The following is a 14,171-nucleotide window of genomic DNA, read 5'->3' as shown; positions in this document are numbered from 1 at the left end:
AACTTACATCCCTGCAAACTGATTTTTGACTTTGGAAATTTTTTGCTGCTCTGCCTGATCGGTGGTATACCAGCCCTTGGAGGACATCCTTTTATAGATATCATCCTGCATGCACAAAGTATCATTTAACGCATTGTCAAATGCCTGGTGTACATTCATGGTTGGGGATTCAAGAGTTCCGTGCAGGTACAAATCACAGGCACCCTTTGTGGTATTGAGTAAGTTTTCCATAATACACTTATCGTCCATCGTACTTCCTCCTTACACTAAGTTATAAAAGTTATCAAAAATTTGCTGGTGCTTTTGCTGTAACTGCTGTACACAGGCTTTTAACTCAGGATCCTGTAAATTCTGGATAGCATCCTGGCACTGGGTTTTTAAGAATTTTTCATGTCCGAGAGCATCTTCAATATAATTTAATTCTTTTGGGCTCATGTCTCATCACCTCCAGTCATAGTATGGAGGTTTTTTAAGGATCCATGCATTTTCCGGATAATTTCCGGTTAATTTAATAAAAAACCTCCTTCTGATCTGGCAGAAGGAGGTAAAAAATTAATTATCGTTAATTGATCTTTTTACATAGCTGGTATGAAGAAGGTGATGTGCCTTTTCACTTCCAGGTTTGCCAAGGAATGTATCATAAAGTTCCTTGATGGCAGGGTTCTCGTGGGATTTACGGATGGATAACGCTGCATCTGTATCGTAGAGAACTTTCGCACGCAGAGTGCGGATATCTGTGGTATTGCGTACGTATCCTGGCTGCTGAGGCTGACCGCCGCCGTTTACACAGCCGCCTGGACAACCCATAATTTCGATAAAGTGATAATCTGCTTCACCGGATTTAACCTTGTTTAAAAGCTCTCTTGCATTGCCAAGACCGGAGGCTACGGCAACTTTTACATCCATATCGCCTACGCGATAGGTAGCTTCCTTGATGCCTGCAGTTCCGCGTACATCACTGAATTCCAGCTTCTTTAATTCTTCCCCTGTTAAGGTTTCCACTGCAGTACGAAGGGCCGCTTCCATAACACCGCCGGTTGCGCCGAAGATTACACCTGCACCGGAATAGATTCCAAGAGGAGCATCAAACTCTTCGTCAGGAAGATTGTTAAAACGGATACCAGCCTGTTTGATCATTTTGGCTAATTCTCTGGTAGTTAAGGAATAGTCTACATCAGCAACACCGTTGGCATCCTGATCATCTCTTCCGATTTCGAACTTCTTTGCTGTACAGGGCATGATGCTGACGGATACGATATCCTCAGGCTTTAAGCCCATCTTCTCTGCATAGTAGGATTTGGCAATAGCGCCGAACATCTGCTGCGGGGATTTACAGGAAGATAAATTCTCTGTCATATCCGGGAAGTAGTGTTCACAGTATTTTACCCAGCCTGGAGAGCAGGAAGTAATCATAGGAAGAACGCCGCCGTTCTGAACACGCCCGATGAACTCATGAGCCTCTTCCATAATGGTTAAGTCAGCACTGAAGTTGGTATCGAATACTTTATCAAAGCCCAGTCTTCTGAGAGCAGCAGCCATCTTGCCTTCTACATTGGTTCCAATCGGATAGTCAAATTCTTCACCCAGCGCAGCGCGTACAGAAGGAGCTGTCTGAACGATAACATGCTTTGCAGGATCTGCAATGGCAGCAGCTACTTCATCAATGCTGGTTTTTTCATAGAGAGCGCCTGTTGGGCAGACTGCGATACACTGTCCGCAGGAAACACAGCTGGTTTCTCCAAGTCCCATATCAAAAGCAGAGCCGATAAAGGTAGCAAAACCACGCTCATTTGGTCCGATTACACCGATTCCCTGTACTTTTTCGCAGACTGCACTGCAGCGGCGGCAAAGAATACACTTGCTGTTGTCTCTGACCATATGAGCAGCGCTCTCGTCCAAAACGGAAGGAGTCTTGTCGCCGTCGAAATAGTCATCTGCATCCACACCCAGTTCCTTACATAAGGTCTGCAGCTCACAGTTTCCGCTGCGGACACAGGATAAGCAGGAACGGTCATGGTTGGAAAGAATCAGCTGAAGTGTCTTCTTTCTGTATTCCCGAAGGCTTGGGGTATTGGTTTTTACTTCCATGCCCGGATTGATGGGGTAAACGCAGGAAGCGGCAAGTCTGCCTCCGTTGATCTCAACGGTACAGATACGGCAGGCTGCGATTTCATTGGTATCTTTTAAAAAGCATAAAGTCGGTATCTCAACATGGGCAAATCTGGCAGCTTCCAGAATGGTGGAGCCTGCCGGAGCGGTTACGTCCATGCCATTGATTTTTATAGTAATATTCTCCATGATACAATCTCCCTCCATTATTTCTTATAGACAGCGCCGAATTTACATTTCTCCATACAAACGCCGCACTTGATACATTTTTCAGGATCAATGACATGCAGATTCTTTACAGAGCCAGTAATCGCGTTAGCCGGACAGTTTCTTGCGCAAAGCGTACAGCCTTTACACTTGTCAGCATCGATGTAGTAGGAAAGAAGTGCCTTACATACACCGGCCGGACATTTTTTCTCGTAAATGTGGGCATTGTACTCATCACGGAAGTACTTTAATGTGGAAAGTACCGGGTTTGGAGCTGTCTGTCCAAGTCCGCATGCGGAATTGGCCTTAACGTAATAGCACAGTTCTTCAAGACGATCTAAATCTTCCGGTTTTGCCTGACCATTTGTTATTTTTTCAAGTATTTCAAGCATACGTTTGGTACCGATACGGCATGGTGTACACTTACCGCAGGATTCCTCAACTGTAAACTCTAAGAAGAATTTAGCGATATCAACCATACAGTCAGTTTCATCCATTACAATTAATCCGCCGGATCCCATCATGGAACCGATTGCCAGAAGGTTGTCGTAATCGATGGGGATATCATAGTGCTCAGTAGGAATACATCCGCCGGAAGGTCCGCCGGTCTGGGCAGCTTTAAATTTCTTTCCGTTAGGAATACCGCCGCCGATTTCCTCAATAATTTCTCGCAGAGTGGTACCCATAGGAACTTCTACCAGTCCGGTGTTGTGGATTTTACCGCCTAAAGCAAATACTTTAGTTCCCTTGGATTTCTCTGTACCCATGGAAGCAAACCATTCCGGGCCGTTTAAGATGATCTGAGGAATATTTGCATAAGTTTCAACATTGTTTAAGATGGTTGGTTTACCAAACAGACCTTTCTGAGCCGGGAACGGAGGTCTTGGTCTTGGCTCGCCGCGGTTTCCTTCGATGGATACCATCAGTGCGGTTTCCTCGCCGCATACGAATGCGCCTGCACCCAGTCGGAGATCAATGTTAAAGGAAAAACCTGTTCCAAAGATATCATCGCCTAAAAGTTCCATCTCTCTGGCCTGTTCAATGGCGATTTTAAGACGGTCAACAGCGATGGGATACTCAGCACGGACGTAGATAAAGCCCTGGGATGCGCCGATGGCATAACCTGCGATGGTCATGGCTTCCAGCAATGCATGAGGATCTCCCTCTAATACGGAACGGTCCATGAATGCACCTGGATCACCTTCATCTGCGTTACAGCATACGTACTTCTGATCAGCATCATTCTGCCTTGCCAGCTTCCACTTCATACCAGTTGGGAAACCAGCGCCGCCGCGGCCTCTTAATCCGCTGTCTAAAAGAACCTGGATTACTTCATCAGGAGTCATCTCGGTAAGAACCTTGCCAAGTGCCTGATATCCGCCGGTACCGATGTATTCTTCGATTTCTTCAGGATTAATAACACCGCAGTTTCTTAAAGCGATTCTGTGCTGCTTCTTGTAGAAATCGGTATCACTTAATGCTTTGATTCCTGACGGGGTTACAGTCTCATCGTAAAGAAGGCGTTCTACCGGACGTCCCTTTAATAAGTGTTCGCTGACAATTTCCGGAATATCTTCTTCTTTTACCATTGCATAAAAAGTGGCATCCGGGTAAATAATCATAATGGGGCCCAGAGCACAAAGACCGTGACAGCCGGTCTGTACAACTGATACTTCTTCGGAAAGACCCTGCTTTCCTAATTCGTCTCTTAATTTAACCATAATCTGCTGGCTTCCGGAGGAAGTACATCCGGTGCCGCCGCAAACCAATACGTGTGAACGATACATCCTGAATCCTCCTTTATTTAATATCAGCAGATGATAATGTGTAGTTTTGAACAACGTGTCCGCCCAGAAGATGCTCTTTGTAAACTTCCTCTGCCTTCTCCGCTGTCATCTTGATGTAAGTTACTTTTTCTTTACCTGGCTCTAAAACTTCAACGATCGGCTCATACTGGCATAAACCGATACAGCCTGTCTGTGTAACAGTAAAACGGTCTGTCATATGGTTCTCCTGAACCAGATCTGACAATTTATTAAGAACAGGTCTTGCTCCGCTTGCAATTCCGCATGTGGCCATACCAACTAAAATACGGGTACGGGCATGGTCCTCTCCGCGCATGCTGACCTGACTCTGCATCTTCTCGCGAATTGCTTTTAATTCTTCAAGAGTCTTCATGTTTATCCTCCAATTCTGACGGGTCTAAATGACCGCGCCTCCATCAGTTTCCAATTTGTTTTCAAATAAATATTCCCTTATGTAAGCGGCTACCTCCGGCGAGTCAAATGGGATCTCACCAAGAATCTCCCGAAAGAGTCTTGTATCCAGCTCAAAGGACGCTTCGTTATAACGATAGATATAGAGAAAATCTGTATCCGGATGGCAGGTGATCAGTGTCTGAATCGTGCTGTTCATATCACCTAAGGGCATTCGGTCTATATGGGAGAGTCCGAAAACAGCAGTTGTCTTCGTTCCATTTCCCGGTTCTGATTCGATGGAGAAACTTCCCCCGGTGGATTCCGCTGCATATTTAAAAAACGGAATACCAAGGCCGACCTTTCTGGTCGTACGGGTGGTAAAAAAAGGATCTGTTACATGTTCCAGCTGTTCTTTTGTCATTCCGCAGCCGTCATCGGTAAGTGTGACGGTCAGTTTATCTGTTAAAGTATTCACAGAAACAAGAATGGTAACAAGGCTGGCACCTGCCCGTGTGGAGTTCTCTGCCACATCCAAAATATTTAAAGAAATCTCTGTCATCATAAGCGTATGGAATTATTCGTATTTGGCTAAAATACCTGGAACATCATCAACTGTCAGTCTTCCGTAAACTTCTCCGTTCACCATCATGACAGGAGCCAGACCGCAGGCCCCTACACAGCGGCAGGAATCTAAGGAAAACTTTCCATCCGGAGTGCATTCTCCGTTGGTTATGCCAAGTATTTCCTCAATTTTATGGAAAATGTCTCCGGATCCTTTTACGTAGCATGCGGTTCCAAGACAGACAGATACCTGATATTTGCCCTTTGGCTGAAGCGCAAACTGGGCATAAAAAGTGGCAACACCATAAATCTTTTCAAGGGGAATACCCGTTTCATCAGATATAATGGTCTGGACTTCAATTGGAAGATAACCATAAATCTCCTGAGCCTTCTGCATGATAGACATCAGGGATCCTTTTGTATCTTTGAGCTGGGAAATCACTTCTTTCAAAGCAGCTTCCTGCTCTTTTGTCCCGTTAAACTGGACGCCTTGTTTTTTACAAGTCATTTGATAACCTCCTTCAATGTTGCTTATGCAATGTAACTGATATTTTATCATGTTATTGAGAAAAAATCTATAGTTTTAATCAAGATTCGACAAAAAAATAACGATGATTTCGTGGTAATTTTATACACCTGAGGGACTATTTATGATATAATTATCAATAATGTCATGAATTGTGCGAATAGAGTGAATGAATGGAGGAGAAGGACCATATGACAGTAGAAGATATCAGGAAAATACTGGGTGCAAAGGTGCTTGTGGGAGAGGAACATATGTCTGAGGAGGTGAGAAGTGCATGCGGCTCTGATATGATGAGTGATGTGCTTGCTTATTCTAAGGATCATTCTGTCCTGCTGACAGGACTTTGCAATCCTCAGGTGGTCCGGACTGCTGAAATGTTAGATATCGTGTGTATCGTATTTGTACGGGGGAAAAAACCAGACGAAGCCATGCTCCAGATGGCAGCTGAAAGGGGAATTATACTTTTGTCCACCGGCCATCGCATGTTTTCCGCCTGCGGAATGCTTTATGAGGCGGGACTTCACGGAGGTGCGGTTTGATGATGGATGTAATTACGTTTCATTATACCATCTCTCCCGATGATTTTACGAGAGCAGGGGAAGCCAGCAGCGATGTGAAGAGCAAATTAAAAAAAATGGGTGTCACACCGGAAGCGGTACGAAAGGTTGCCATTGCCATGTATGAGGGGGAGATCAATATGGTCATTCATGCGAAAGGCGGAGAAATTACGGTACATATGACAACGGAGAGCATAGAAATGATTTTAGAGGATTCAGGTCCGGGAATTCCTGATATTGACCTTGCCATGCAGGCCGGATATTCCACTGCGCCGGACGCGGTGCGCTCCCTTGGGTTCGGGGCGGGAATGGGACTGCCTAATATGAAAAAGTATTCCGATGAGATGGAGATACATACGGTAATTGGAGAAGGTACTACCATACGTATGGTGGTGAATCTGTAAACGCAAAATATGATGAGATACAAAAAGGGGTGAGCCATTGGATAAATTTTATCATTCAGTAAGGCTAGACGAGGATCTGTGCATGGGCTGCATTAACTGCATTAAGCGCTGTCCGACTCAGGCGATCAGAGTCAGAAATAAAAAGGCACAGATTAACAGTAAATTCTGTATTGACTGCGGGGAATGCATCCGTGTATGTCCTCATCACGCCAAACATGCTATTTATGATACCCTGGAGGATTTAAAGCAGTTCGAATATACGGTAGCCCTCCCCGCCCCTTCCCTGTACAGCCAGTTCAATAACTTAGATGATGTGAACATTGTGCTGAATGCTCTTTTGCTCATGGGGTTTGATGATGTTTTTGAAGTAAGTGCGGCAGCGGAGCTTGTCAGTGAGGCAACCAGAGAGTACTTAAGCAAAAATCCGGATAAGCTTCCGCTTATCAGCACAGCCTGCCCTTCCGTAGTGAGGCTTATCAGGGTACGGTTTCCCAATCTGATTCCCAATCTTCTTCCCCTTAATCCGCCGGTAGAGGTAGCTGCCATACTCGCTTTAAAAAGGGCCATGGAATTAACGGGGCTGTCCAGGGAAAAGATTGGTATCATTTTTATTTCCCCCTGTCCCTCAAAGGTGACCTATGCAAGATCTCCGCTGGGAACGGAACACAGTGAAATCGACAGGGTCCTGGCTATTAAAGATGTTTATCCACGGCTTCTTTCCTGTATGAAGGCGGTGGGAGAGGAACCTCCGGAGATTGGAACTTCCGGTAAAATCGGCGTCAGCTGGGGAAGAAGCGGAGGAGAGGCAAGCGGTCTGTTTACAGAGGATTACTTAGCCGCGGATGGAATCGAGAATGTTATACGGGTCCTTGAGGATATGGAAGACCAGAAATTTACCAACTTAAAATTTGTAGAGTTAAATGCCTGCAACGGCGGTTGTGTCGGGGGCGTTCTGACCGTAGAAAATCCTTATGTGGCAGAAGTGAAATTAAAACGTCTGAGAAAATATATGCCTGTAGCCAGAAGTCATATGGAATCAGGAGGTGAGAAGCTTGTGAAATGGACCAGCATGGTCCAGTACGAGCCGGTATTTCATTTAGGAGATACCATGATGGAAAGTTTTGCAAGACTTAACCAGGTGGAGCGGCTGCTGAAGAAATTTCCGGGACTGGACTGCGGCTCCTGCGGGGCACCCACCTGTAAAGCCCTGGCTGAGGATATCGTCCGGGGAGAAGCCGCGGAATCGGATTGTATCTATTTCCTCAGGGACAATGTCCACAAGCTGACTAAGGAGGTTGCCAGACTTGCAGCTGATATTGAAGAGGGAGAGGGAGACAGCTACAGTAAGTTTCGAGCCATGACTTCATATATAGTGAGGATTTCTGATGAAATGAACCAGCTTGACAGGAAAGAGGGGAGAAATCAAAATGACGATAAAGGAACTGATTGATTCGGGAGAATTTGAGACAATCCATGTTGGAGAACGAACGGACAGACGTATTACGAAGCCATTTTGCTGTGATTTATTAAGTATTGCCATGGGCAAAGCGCCTGAGGGCTGTGCCTGGGTGACTGTTATGGGAAACATGAATACTCTTGCGGTTGCATCACTTACGGACGCGGCCTGCGTGATTCTGGCAGAGGGTGTGATACCTGATGAGGCAGCGAAGCAAAAGGCTAAAGAACAAAATATTACTGTGTTAAAGACCGGGCTTCCCATTTTTGAGGCAGCTCTGCTGATAGAAAAAAGGCTTTCCAATGAAGACGCTCCAGTATGATTTCCATATTCATTCCTGCTTATCCCCCTGCGGCGATGACGATATGACGCCCGGTAACATCGTTGGGATGGCTGCCTTAAAAGGGCTTGATGTGATTGCAGTTACAGATCACAATTCCTGTAAGAATTGTCCTGCAGTTCTTCATTTTGCAAAAGAGTTCGGAATCCTTGCAGTTCCCGGAATGGAGCTTTGTACGTCGGAAGAGGTACATGCGGTCTGCCTCTTTCCGGAGCTTTCAATGGCTATGGAATTTGATGCATTCGTGGAAAAGAAACTGATTCCCTTTCCCAATAAGGTGGAGATCTTCGGAAATCAATTGATATATAATAAGGATGATGAACAGGAAGGATCAGTGGACAATCTTTTAATTAATTCTACGGAGATATCATTTGACGGTCTTTTTGAACTGGTCAGATCCTATGGAGGAGTTATGTTCCCTGCTCATTTGGACAAAAATGCCAACAGCCTGTTGTCAAACCTGGGGTTTGTGCCTCCGGACAGCCGTTTTACAGCGGCAGAAGTAAGGGACCTGGACCGGCTGCCGGAACTGGTAAGAAAAAATCCCTATCTTGAGAACTGCCTTATCCTGACGAATTCTGATGCCCATCAGCTGGGAGCTATCAAAGAACAGGGACTGCCCTTTCAGGCAGTGGAAAAAAGTGCGGAAGGGGTAATTGCTGCCCTTTTAAAAGGAAAATCGGTGAATTAATTATTCGTATTTCTGGCATATAAGCATTATCATGTTAATCAGATATAGAACCCTGTCGGTCTCAGTAGGAAAGGAACAAAAGAAAATCGCCTGTGACAGTGTAATTCTGGCAGTTGGATATAAGGAAGAGGACAGTCTTTATAAAGAACTGGAATTCGATGTTCCGGAAATCTATCTCCTGGGAGATGCAAAGAAAGTCTCTAATATTATGTATGCCATCTGGGATGCATTTGAAGTTGCAAATCATATATAAACAGTATGAAAACTCTGCAGTGCAGTAAAATGCGCTTCAGGGTTTTTATATTTTACTTTCCATTTTAATCCATTTCCTGTATAGTAGTGGTTAGTAACAGGGAAAGGAATGATGTTTCATGAAGAAATTTTTACAACTGGGTCTGGGTGTAATAACCCTTGCTCTTATAATAGCCTTAGTACCGGCTTCGCCCTTTCCGTCTATGGCATATGAGACGGCGGCAGCTGCACAGGAAACAGCAGCTAAGGTACGGGGAGGCTGGATAGATGAAAACCTGGGGCCAGGAGTGGCCAGATGGGTGGATGAGAACGGGAATGTCTCCTCACAGCCTGGAAAGCAGGAAGAGACTCAGACAGAGAAAGCCACGCAGTCACAGGCAGAGGCAGAAAGCCAAACGACTGCAGATACCAAACAGCAGGAGACAGCGGATAGTGAAGGACAGCCGGCTAAAAGAGTGATTGATCCTTCCAGACCCATGGTGGCCCTTACCTTTGATGATGGTCCTTACGCTCCAGTAGGGAATCCGATAATGGACAGCCTGGCACAGTACGGCGGGAAAGCAACCTTTTTCGTGGTGGGAAACCGGGCGGTCTATTATCCTGATGAGTTAAAGCGCATGGCGGCTGAGGGGCATGAGATCGGGAATCATACATATGAACATAAGTACTTAAACAAATTAAGCCCACAGCAGATTCAAAGCCAGATCAACCGCTGCAATGATGCGGTACAGGCTGTCTGCGGAGTTCGTCCGGTGCTGGTCAGACTGCCGGGAGGGAATAAGAACAGCACAGTTCTTCAGAATGTCCACGCACCCATGATTATGTGGAGCATTGATACTCTGGACTGGAAGACCAGGAATACGGCTAAGACCATTCAGACAGTGATGAGCCGTGTGCGGGATGGGGATATTGTGCTGATGCATGAACTTTATCCCCAAAGCGGAGCTGCTGCGGTTGAAATTATCCGCAGATTATCCGAGGAAGGATATCAGCTGGTTACAGTCAGCGAGCTTGCCAGCTATCGGGGCGGAGTGGTTCCAGGCGGGGTTTATTCCCAGTTTTATCGGTAAGAAGAGTAAGGATAGCAGTACCCTGATAGTATGACACGAATGGGAAGGAGTCTAACTATCAGGGTATTTTTTTGTTTATTGGGAAGGAATGGTGAAGCTATTGATGTTAAGAATAAAAGATATAATAGAAAGATTAGACGAAGATATTATTTTAAAGTCAGTTTTATGTGAAGAAAATCAAAGGATACGGGGGGTTAAACTCTTAACGGACCGTATTACTGTATTTGATTCTGATATCCTCTATATTGGCCGGTATGAATCGATGATTAATGTTAGCGGGGGTCATTATCCTATGAATGTCATGATTCCTGAAAATCCGTCCTTCCCTGAGCATCCTGACATTGAAAAACCGGACTGTCATATCAATATCGTTTATATTAAACCTGACTTAACGGCAGAAGAACTTTTAAATCATGTTACGGATATACTTGTTGACCAGTATTCATTAATTGAGCGGCCGGCAGCACTGTTTCATACCATAATTCAGGGACGGGGTCTGCCTTATATTATTGAAATAGCCAGTGAATTATTAGGTAATCCCGTTATGCTGGGGGATAATAATCACCGTTTATTAGCGGCATCCGATTTTAAGGAGGTAGATGATCTTCCCTGGATGGAATATCGGAATATGGGATTTACAACCTATGAGTATACCCAGAAGTATAATTTTAAACAGTGGATTGAGAAAACGGCTCAAAGCAGGAAAGCTGTCATTGGAAGTCTTGGAGAAGGTTACAAATATAAAAGAATCTTTTGTGTAATAGGGCTGGAACAGCGCATTATCGGGCATTTAGCGGTCCTTGAATATAACCGTTCCTTTACGGATAAGGATTTGGAAATAACAGAGTTTATCTGTGATGTTATTGCCGATGAGATGAAAAACAGTCAGAATTCAGGCTATCAATATAATTGGCTGGCCAACCGTTTTATCTCGGATTTAATACAGGGGAGTCTTACAGAACCAGAATTAATTGCGGACAGAGCAAAGAGGCTGAAGTGGAGATTACCGGATAGAAAGTATCTGATTGTTATTCAATACAATCATTATTCCGAAACGTTCGGTCTGATTTCATTTATAAGAGAATCAGAGCTTTTTAAAAGCTCCGGCGGGGAATTAACGTTTCATGACAATAATTTAATATTCATTACAGGCTGTAAACAATCCCAATATATAACAAACCAGGATATTGAGCCTTTATCCCATTATCTGAAGCAGATGCATATGATTGCAGGTGTCAGTCAGTTTTTTGATGAAATAATGGAGATTCCAGTGGCCTATCAGCAGTCCCTGGCGGCAATCCGGCTGGGGAAAAAGGACGATTCTGTACTGCCGGTATATCGTTATGAAGATTATGGGATTTACGATATGTTAGAACAGATAAAAGAACAGAAAAATCTGATCCGTTATTGCCACCCGGACATATTGAAATTGAAAGAATATGACAGGAACCATAAAACAGATTATTTAAAAAGTCTTTATACCTATATTGTAAATATGGGAAATTTAGCTGCTTCCGCAGATGAACTATATATTCACAGAAATACTATGAATTACCGTCTGGCAAAGATACAGGAACTGATATCTGTAGATCTTTACAACAGGGACTGCTATATGACACTCTATTTCTCTTATAAAATATTAGAATACATCAGCCGGTGAGATGATTTCTCATTTGTGCAGTTATGTCATTGCTGGCCGCCTTTTTCTAAATAAATGCACGATGAATAAAAGTACGTAAATATGTTACGATAATTATATTCATATTTAACAATTACAAAAAACGGAGGCGGCAAATGAATTACGATATTTTAAACACACCATTTTCTATCGGAACTATGACAGTAAAGAACAGAATCGCTATGGCACCAATGGGATTAAACTCAGGTCATGTTGACGGAACAATTGCTGATGACGAAATTGACTATTTTGAGGAGCGGGCAAAAGGAGGAACCGGGCTTATTATTATGGGCTGCCAGTTTTTAACGAAGGAACTGGCCCAGGGTTCAATGGAAGGTTATCTGGACAATACTTACGTGATCCCTCAATTAACCACATTAGTGGAAGCAGTTCACCGTTATGGAACGAAAATTTGTGCACAGCTCAGCTGCGGTACTGGAAAAAATGCATTTCCAAACATGTTAAATGGAAAGGCGCCTGTATCTTCTTCAGCAATTCCTTCTATGTTTGATCCGAATTTACTGTGCCGAGAACTAACCATTGATGAAATTAAGACGATTATGAAACAATTTGCCTTCTCAGCAAAAGTGTTAAAGGATGCCGGATTTGATGCGATCGAAATTCATGGACATGCCGGATACCTCATCGACCAGTTTATGTCTGAAATCTGGAATAAGAGACAAGATGAGTATGGTGGTACACCTCAAAACCGTATGCGCTTTGCTGTAGAGATCGTACAGTCCATACGGGAAGCGGTGGGACCTGATATGCCAATTCTGTTCAGAATGGCAGTGAAGCATAATTTTGAAGGCGGCCGTACCTTTGAAGAAACCATTCCTCTGATGCAGGAACTGGAAAAGGCAGGGGTTGACGCACTGGATGTTGACAGCGGCAGCTATGAAAATATAGATTATATCTTTCCTCCTGCTTATCTGGGAGACGCATGCATGGCAGATGTCTGTGAGGTTGCACGTAAGGCAGTACGAATTCCCCTGCTGAATGCAGGCAATCATACTCCTGAAACAGCAGTTCAGTTAATCGAAAGCGGAAACGCTGATTTTGTATTAATGGGAAGACCAATAATTGCCGAACCGGAGATGGCAAACAAAATCTTAAGTAACCGCCGTGATGAGATCAGGCCCTGCATTCGCTGCAATGATGACTGTATTGGAAGAATTCTGACCAGACTGACAAAAATCAGCTGCTCGGTCAATCCGGCTACCGGATTTGAAAAGCGATTCAGACTTCTGAAGGCTGAAAACCCCCGGCATGTAGTCGTGATTGGAGGCGGACCTGGCGGAATGGAAGCAGCCAGAACTGCTGCACTTATGGGACACACGGTTGACTTGTATGAAAAGGAAAGTGATTTGGGCGGTCAATTGCGCAGCGCGGCAACTCCTCCTTTTAAGAGTCAGCTGCGTGAACTGGTTACCTGGTATAAACGCCAATTGGAATTAGCAGGTGTATCAGTATATGTCAATGCCAAAATAGAAGAAGATAGCCCGGCTCTTGCAAAGGCTGATGCGATTATTATTGCTGCTGGAGCAGTTCCCATAATGCCGCCGATTAAAGGGATTGAGAATACAATTAATGTTCTGGAGGCGCATCTTGATGAAAATAAGCTGAAAGGAGATAAGATCGTCTATTGCGGAGGCGGTTTATCTGCGTGTGACAGTGCTTTGGAAACAGCTATCAAAGGGAAAAAGGTTGCAGTCATAGAAATGCTTGATGAAGTAGCTGCGGGAGATCATATGATAAATAAAGCCGCTTTAATACCAATGCTTTTAGAGAATAACGTGGAACTTTATACGGGACACAAGGTGCTTGAAATCACGGCAGAAGGTGTTAAAGCAATGCAAAAGGATGGGAAAGAAGTATTCATTGAAGGAAATACAATCGTCGCGTCCTTTGGAATGAAACCGAACAATGAAACAGCTGAAGCTATTGATGCAAGATACCATAATAAGGTGCGTCTGATCGGTGACTGTACGATAGTCGGCAAGGTCGGCGGTGCTGTGAGAAGCGGTATGTATGCTGCGATGTCATTGCGGTAAAGCGATGGAGGCAGAATAAAAGAAAAATCAGGTTGGGAATCCACACAAGAGGATTTCTAACCTGATTT

General features: G+C 44.3%; 16 protein-coding genes. 9 read left to right on the top strand and 7 right to left on the bottom strand.

The genetic code is table 11. The features are described 5' to 3' along the window. Positions 1-3 precede the first annotated feature (3 nt). The 7 genes from CRO04_RS01175 to CRO04_RS01150 form a co-directional block, all read right to left on the bottom strand. The gene (locus CRO04_RS01175; RefSeq protein WP_097002404.1) at positions 4-249 is read right to left on the bottom strand and encodes a spore coat protein; all 246 of its coding nucleotides are present in this window, start codon (positions 247-249) and stop codon (positions 4-6) included. 12 nt (positions 250-261) lie between these two features. Next, complete coding sequence (locus CRO04_RS26055; RefSeq protein WP_166432445.1) at positions 262-435, bottom strand: hypothetical protein; 174 nt, start codon at positions 433-435, stop codon at positions 262-264. Between the two features lie 117 nt (positions 436-552). After that, positions 553-2,298: an NADH-dependent [FeFe] hydrogenase, group A6 gene (locus tag CRO04_RS01170; protein ID WP_097002403.1), complete on the bottom strand. Its 1,746-nt coding sequence runs from the start codon at positions 2,296-2,298 to the stop codon at positions 553-555. Positions 2,299-2,315: 17 nt separating this feature from the next. Continuing rightward, entirely contained in the window at positions 2,316-4,103 is a 1,788-nt protein-coding gene (gene nuoF / locus CRO04_RS01165) for an NADH-quinone oxidoreductase subunit NuoF (protein ID WP_097002402.1), read from the bottom strand. A gap of 13 nt (positions 4,104-4,116) precedes the next feature. After that, positions 4,117-4,494 (bottom strand): (2Fe-2S) ferredoxin domain-containing protein, encoded by a 378-nt coding sequence (locus tag CRO04_RS01160; protein WP_097002401.1) that lies wholly within the window; start codon positions 4,492-4,494, stop codon positions 4,117-4,119. Positions 4,495-4,518: 24 nt separating this feature from the next. Further along, positions 4,519-5,076 (bottom strand): ATP-binding protein, encoded by a 558-nt coding sequence (locus CRO04_RS01155; protein WP_097002400.1) that lies wholly within the window; start codon positions 5,074-5,076, stop codon positions 4,519-4,521. Positions 5,077-5,088: 12 nt separating this feature from the next. Next, positions 5,089-5,583 carry a complex I 24 kDa subunit family protein gene (locus tag CRO04_RS01150; protein WP_097002399.1) on the bottom strand — a complete coding sequence of 165 codons (495 nt, stop codon included), beginning with the start codon at positions 5,581-5,583 and terminating at the stop codon, positions 5,089-5,091. A gap of 209 nt (positions 5,584-5,792) precedes the next feature. Between CRO04_RS01150 and CRO04_RS01145 the strand changes: the two genes are divergently transcribed. From CRO04_RS01145 to CRO04_RS01105, 9 genes are all read left to right on the top strand, one after another. Next, a complete protein-coding gene (locus CRO04_RS01145; RefSeq protein WP_097002398.1) occupies positions 5,793-6,140 on the top strand; it encodes a DRTGG domain-containing protein in 348 nt (115 codons plus the stop codon). Continuing rightward, on the top strand, positions 6,140-6,562 hold the full coding sequence (locus tag CRO04_RS01140; RefSeq protein ID WP_097002397.1) for an ATP-binding protein: 423 nt from the start codon (positions 6,140-6,142) through the stop codon (positions 6,560-6,562). The genes CRO04_RS01145 and CRO04_RS01140 overlap by 1 nt, the downstream gene beginning before the upstream one ends. 37 nt (positions 6,563-6,599) lie before the next feature. Beyond that, entirely contained in the window at positions 6,600-8,012 is a 1,413-nt protein-coding gene (locus CRO04_RS01135; RefSeq protein ID WP_097002396.1) for a [Fe-Fe] hydrogenase large subunit C-terminal domain-containing protein, read from the top strand. Further along, positions 7,990-8,340, top strand: coding sequence for a hypothetical protein (locus CRO04_RS01130; RefSeq protein ID WP_097002395.1), 351 nt, complete (start codon positions 7,990-7,992; stop codon positions 8,338-8,340). Before CRO04_RS01135 ends, CRO04_RS01130 begins: the two co-directional genes overlap by 23 nt. Beyond that, positions 8,321-9,049, top strand: a complete 729-nt coding sequence (locus CRO04_RS01125; protein WP_097002394.1) for a PHP domain-containing protein — start codon at positions 8,321-8,323, stop codon at positions 9,047-9,049. The genes CRO04_RS01130 and CRO04_RS01125 overlap by 20 nt, the downstream gene beginning before the upstream one ends. Before the next feature lie 31 nt (positions 9,050-9,080). After that, complete coding sequence (locus CRO04_RS01120) at positions 9,081-9,302, top strand: hypothetical protein (RefSeq protein ID WP_097002393.1); 222 nt, start codon at positions 9,081-9,083, stop codon at positions 9,300-9,302. 118 nt (positions 9,303-9,420) lie between these two features. Continuing rightward, positions 9,421-10,371 (top strand): polysaccharide deacetylase family protein, encoded by a 951-nt coding sequence (locus CRO04_RS01115; RefSeq protein ID WP_097002392.1) that lies wholly within the window; start codon positions 9,421-9,423, stop codon positions 10,369-10,371. 103 nt (positions 10,372-10,474) lie between these two features. Continuing rightward, on the top strand, positions 10,475-12,031 hold the full coding sequence (locus CRO04_RS01110) for a PucR family transcriptional regulator (RefSeq protein ID WP_166432444.1): 1,557 nt from the start codon (positions 10,475-10,477) through the stop codon (positions 12,029-12,031). A 134-nt stretch (positions 12,032-12,165) separates the two neighbouring features. After that, positions 12,166-14,103 carry an FAD-dependent oxidoreductase gene (locus CRO04_RS01105; RefSeq protein WP_097002390.1) on the top strand — a complete coding sequence of 646 codons (1,938 nt, stop codon included), beginning with the start codon at positions 12,166-12,168 and terminating at the stop codon, positions 14,101-14,103. Positions 14,104-14,171 lie beyond the last annotated feature (68 nt).

Origin of the sequence: Lacrimispora amygdalina, from assembly GCF_900205965.1 — a bacterium.
In the GTDB taxonomy this organism is placed as follows: domain Bacteria; phylum Bacillota; class Clostridia; order Lachnospirales; family Lachnospiraceae; genus Lacrimispora; species Lacrimispora amygdalina_A.
The sequence above is the reverse complement of the archived record's forward strand: the minus strand, read 5'-3'. Positions and strand labels throughout refer to the sequence as shown.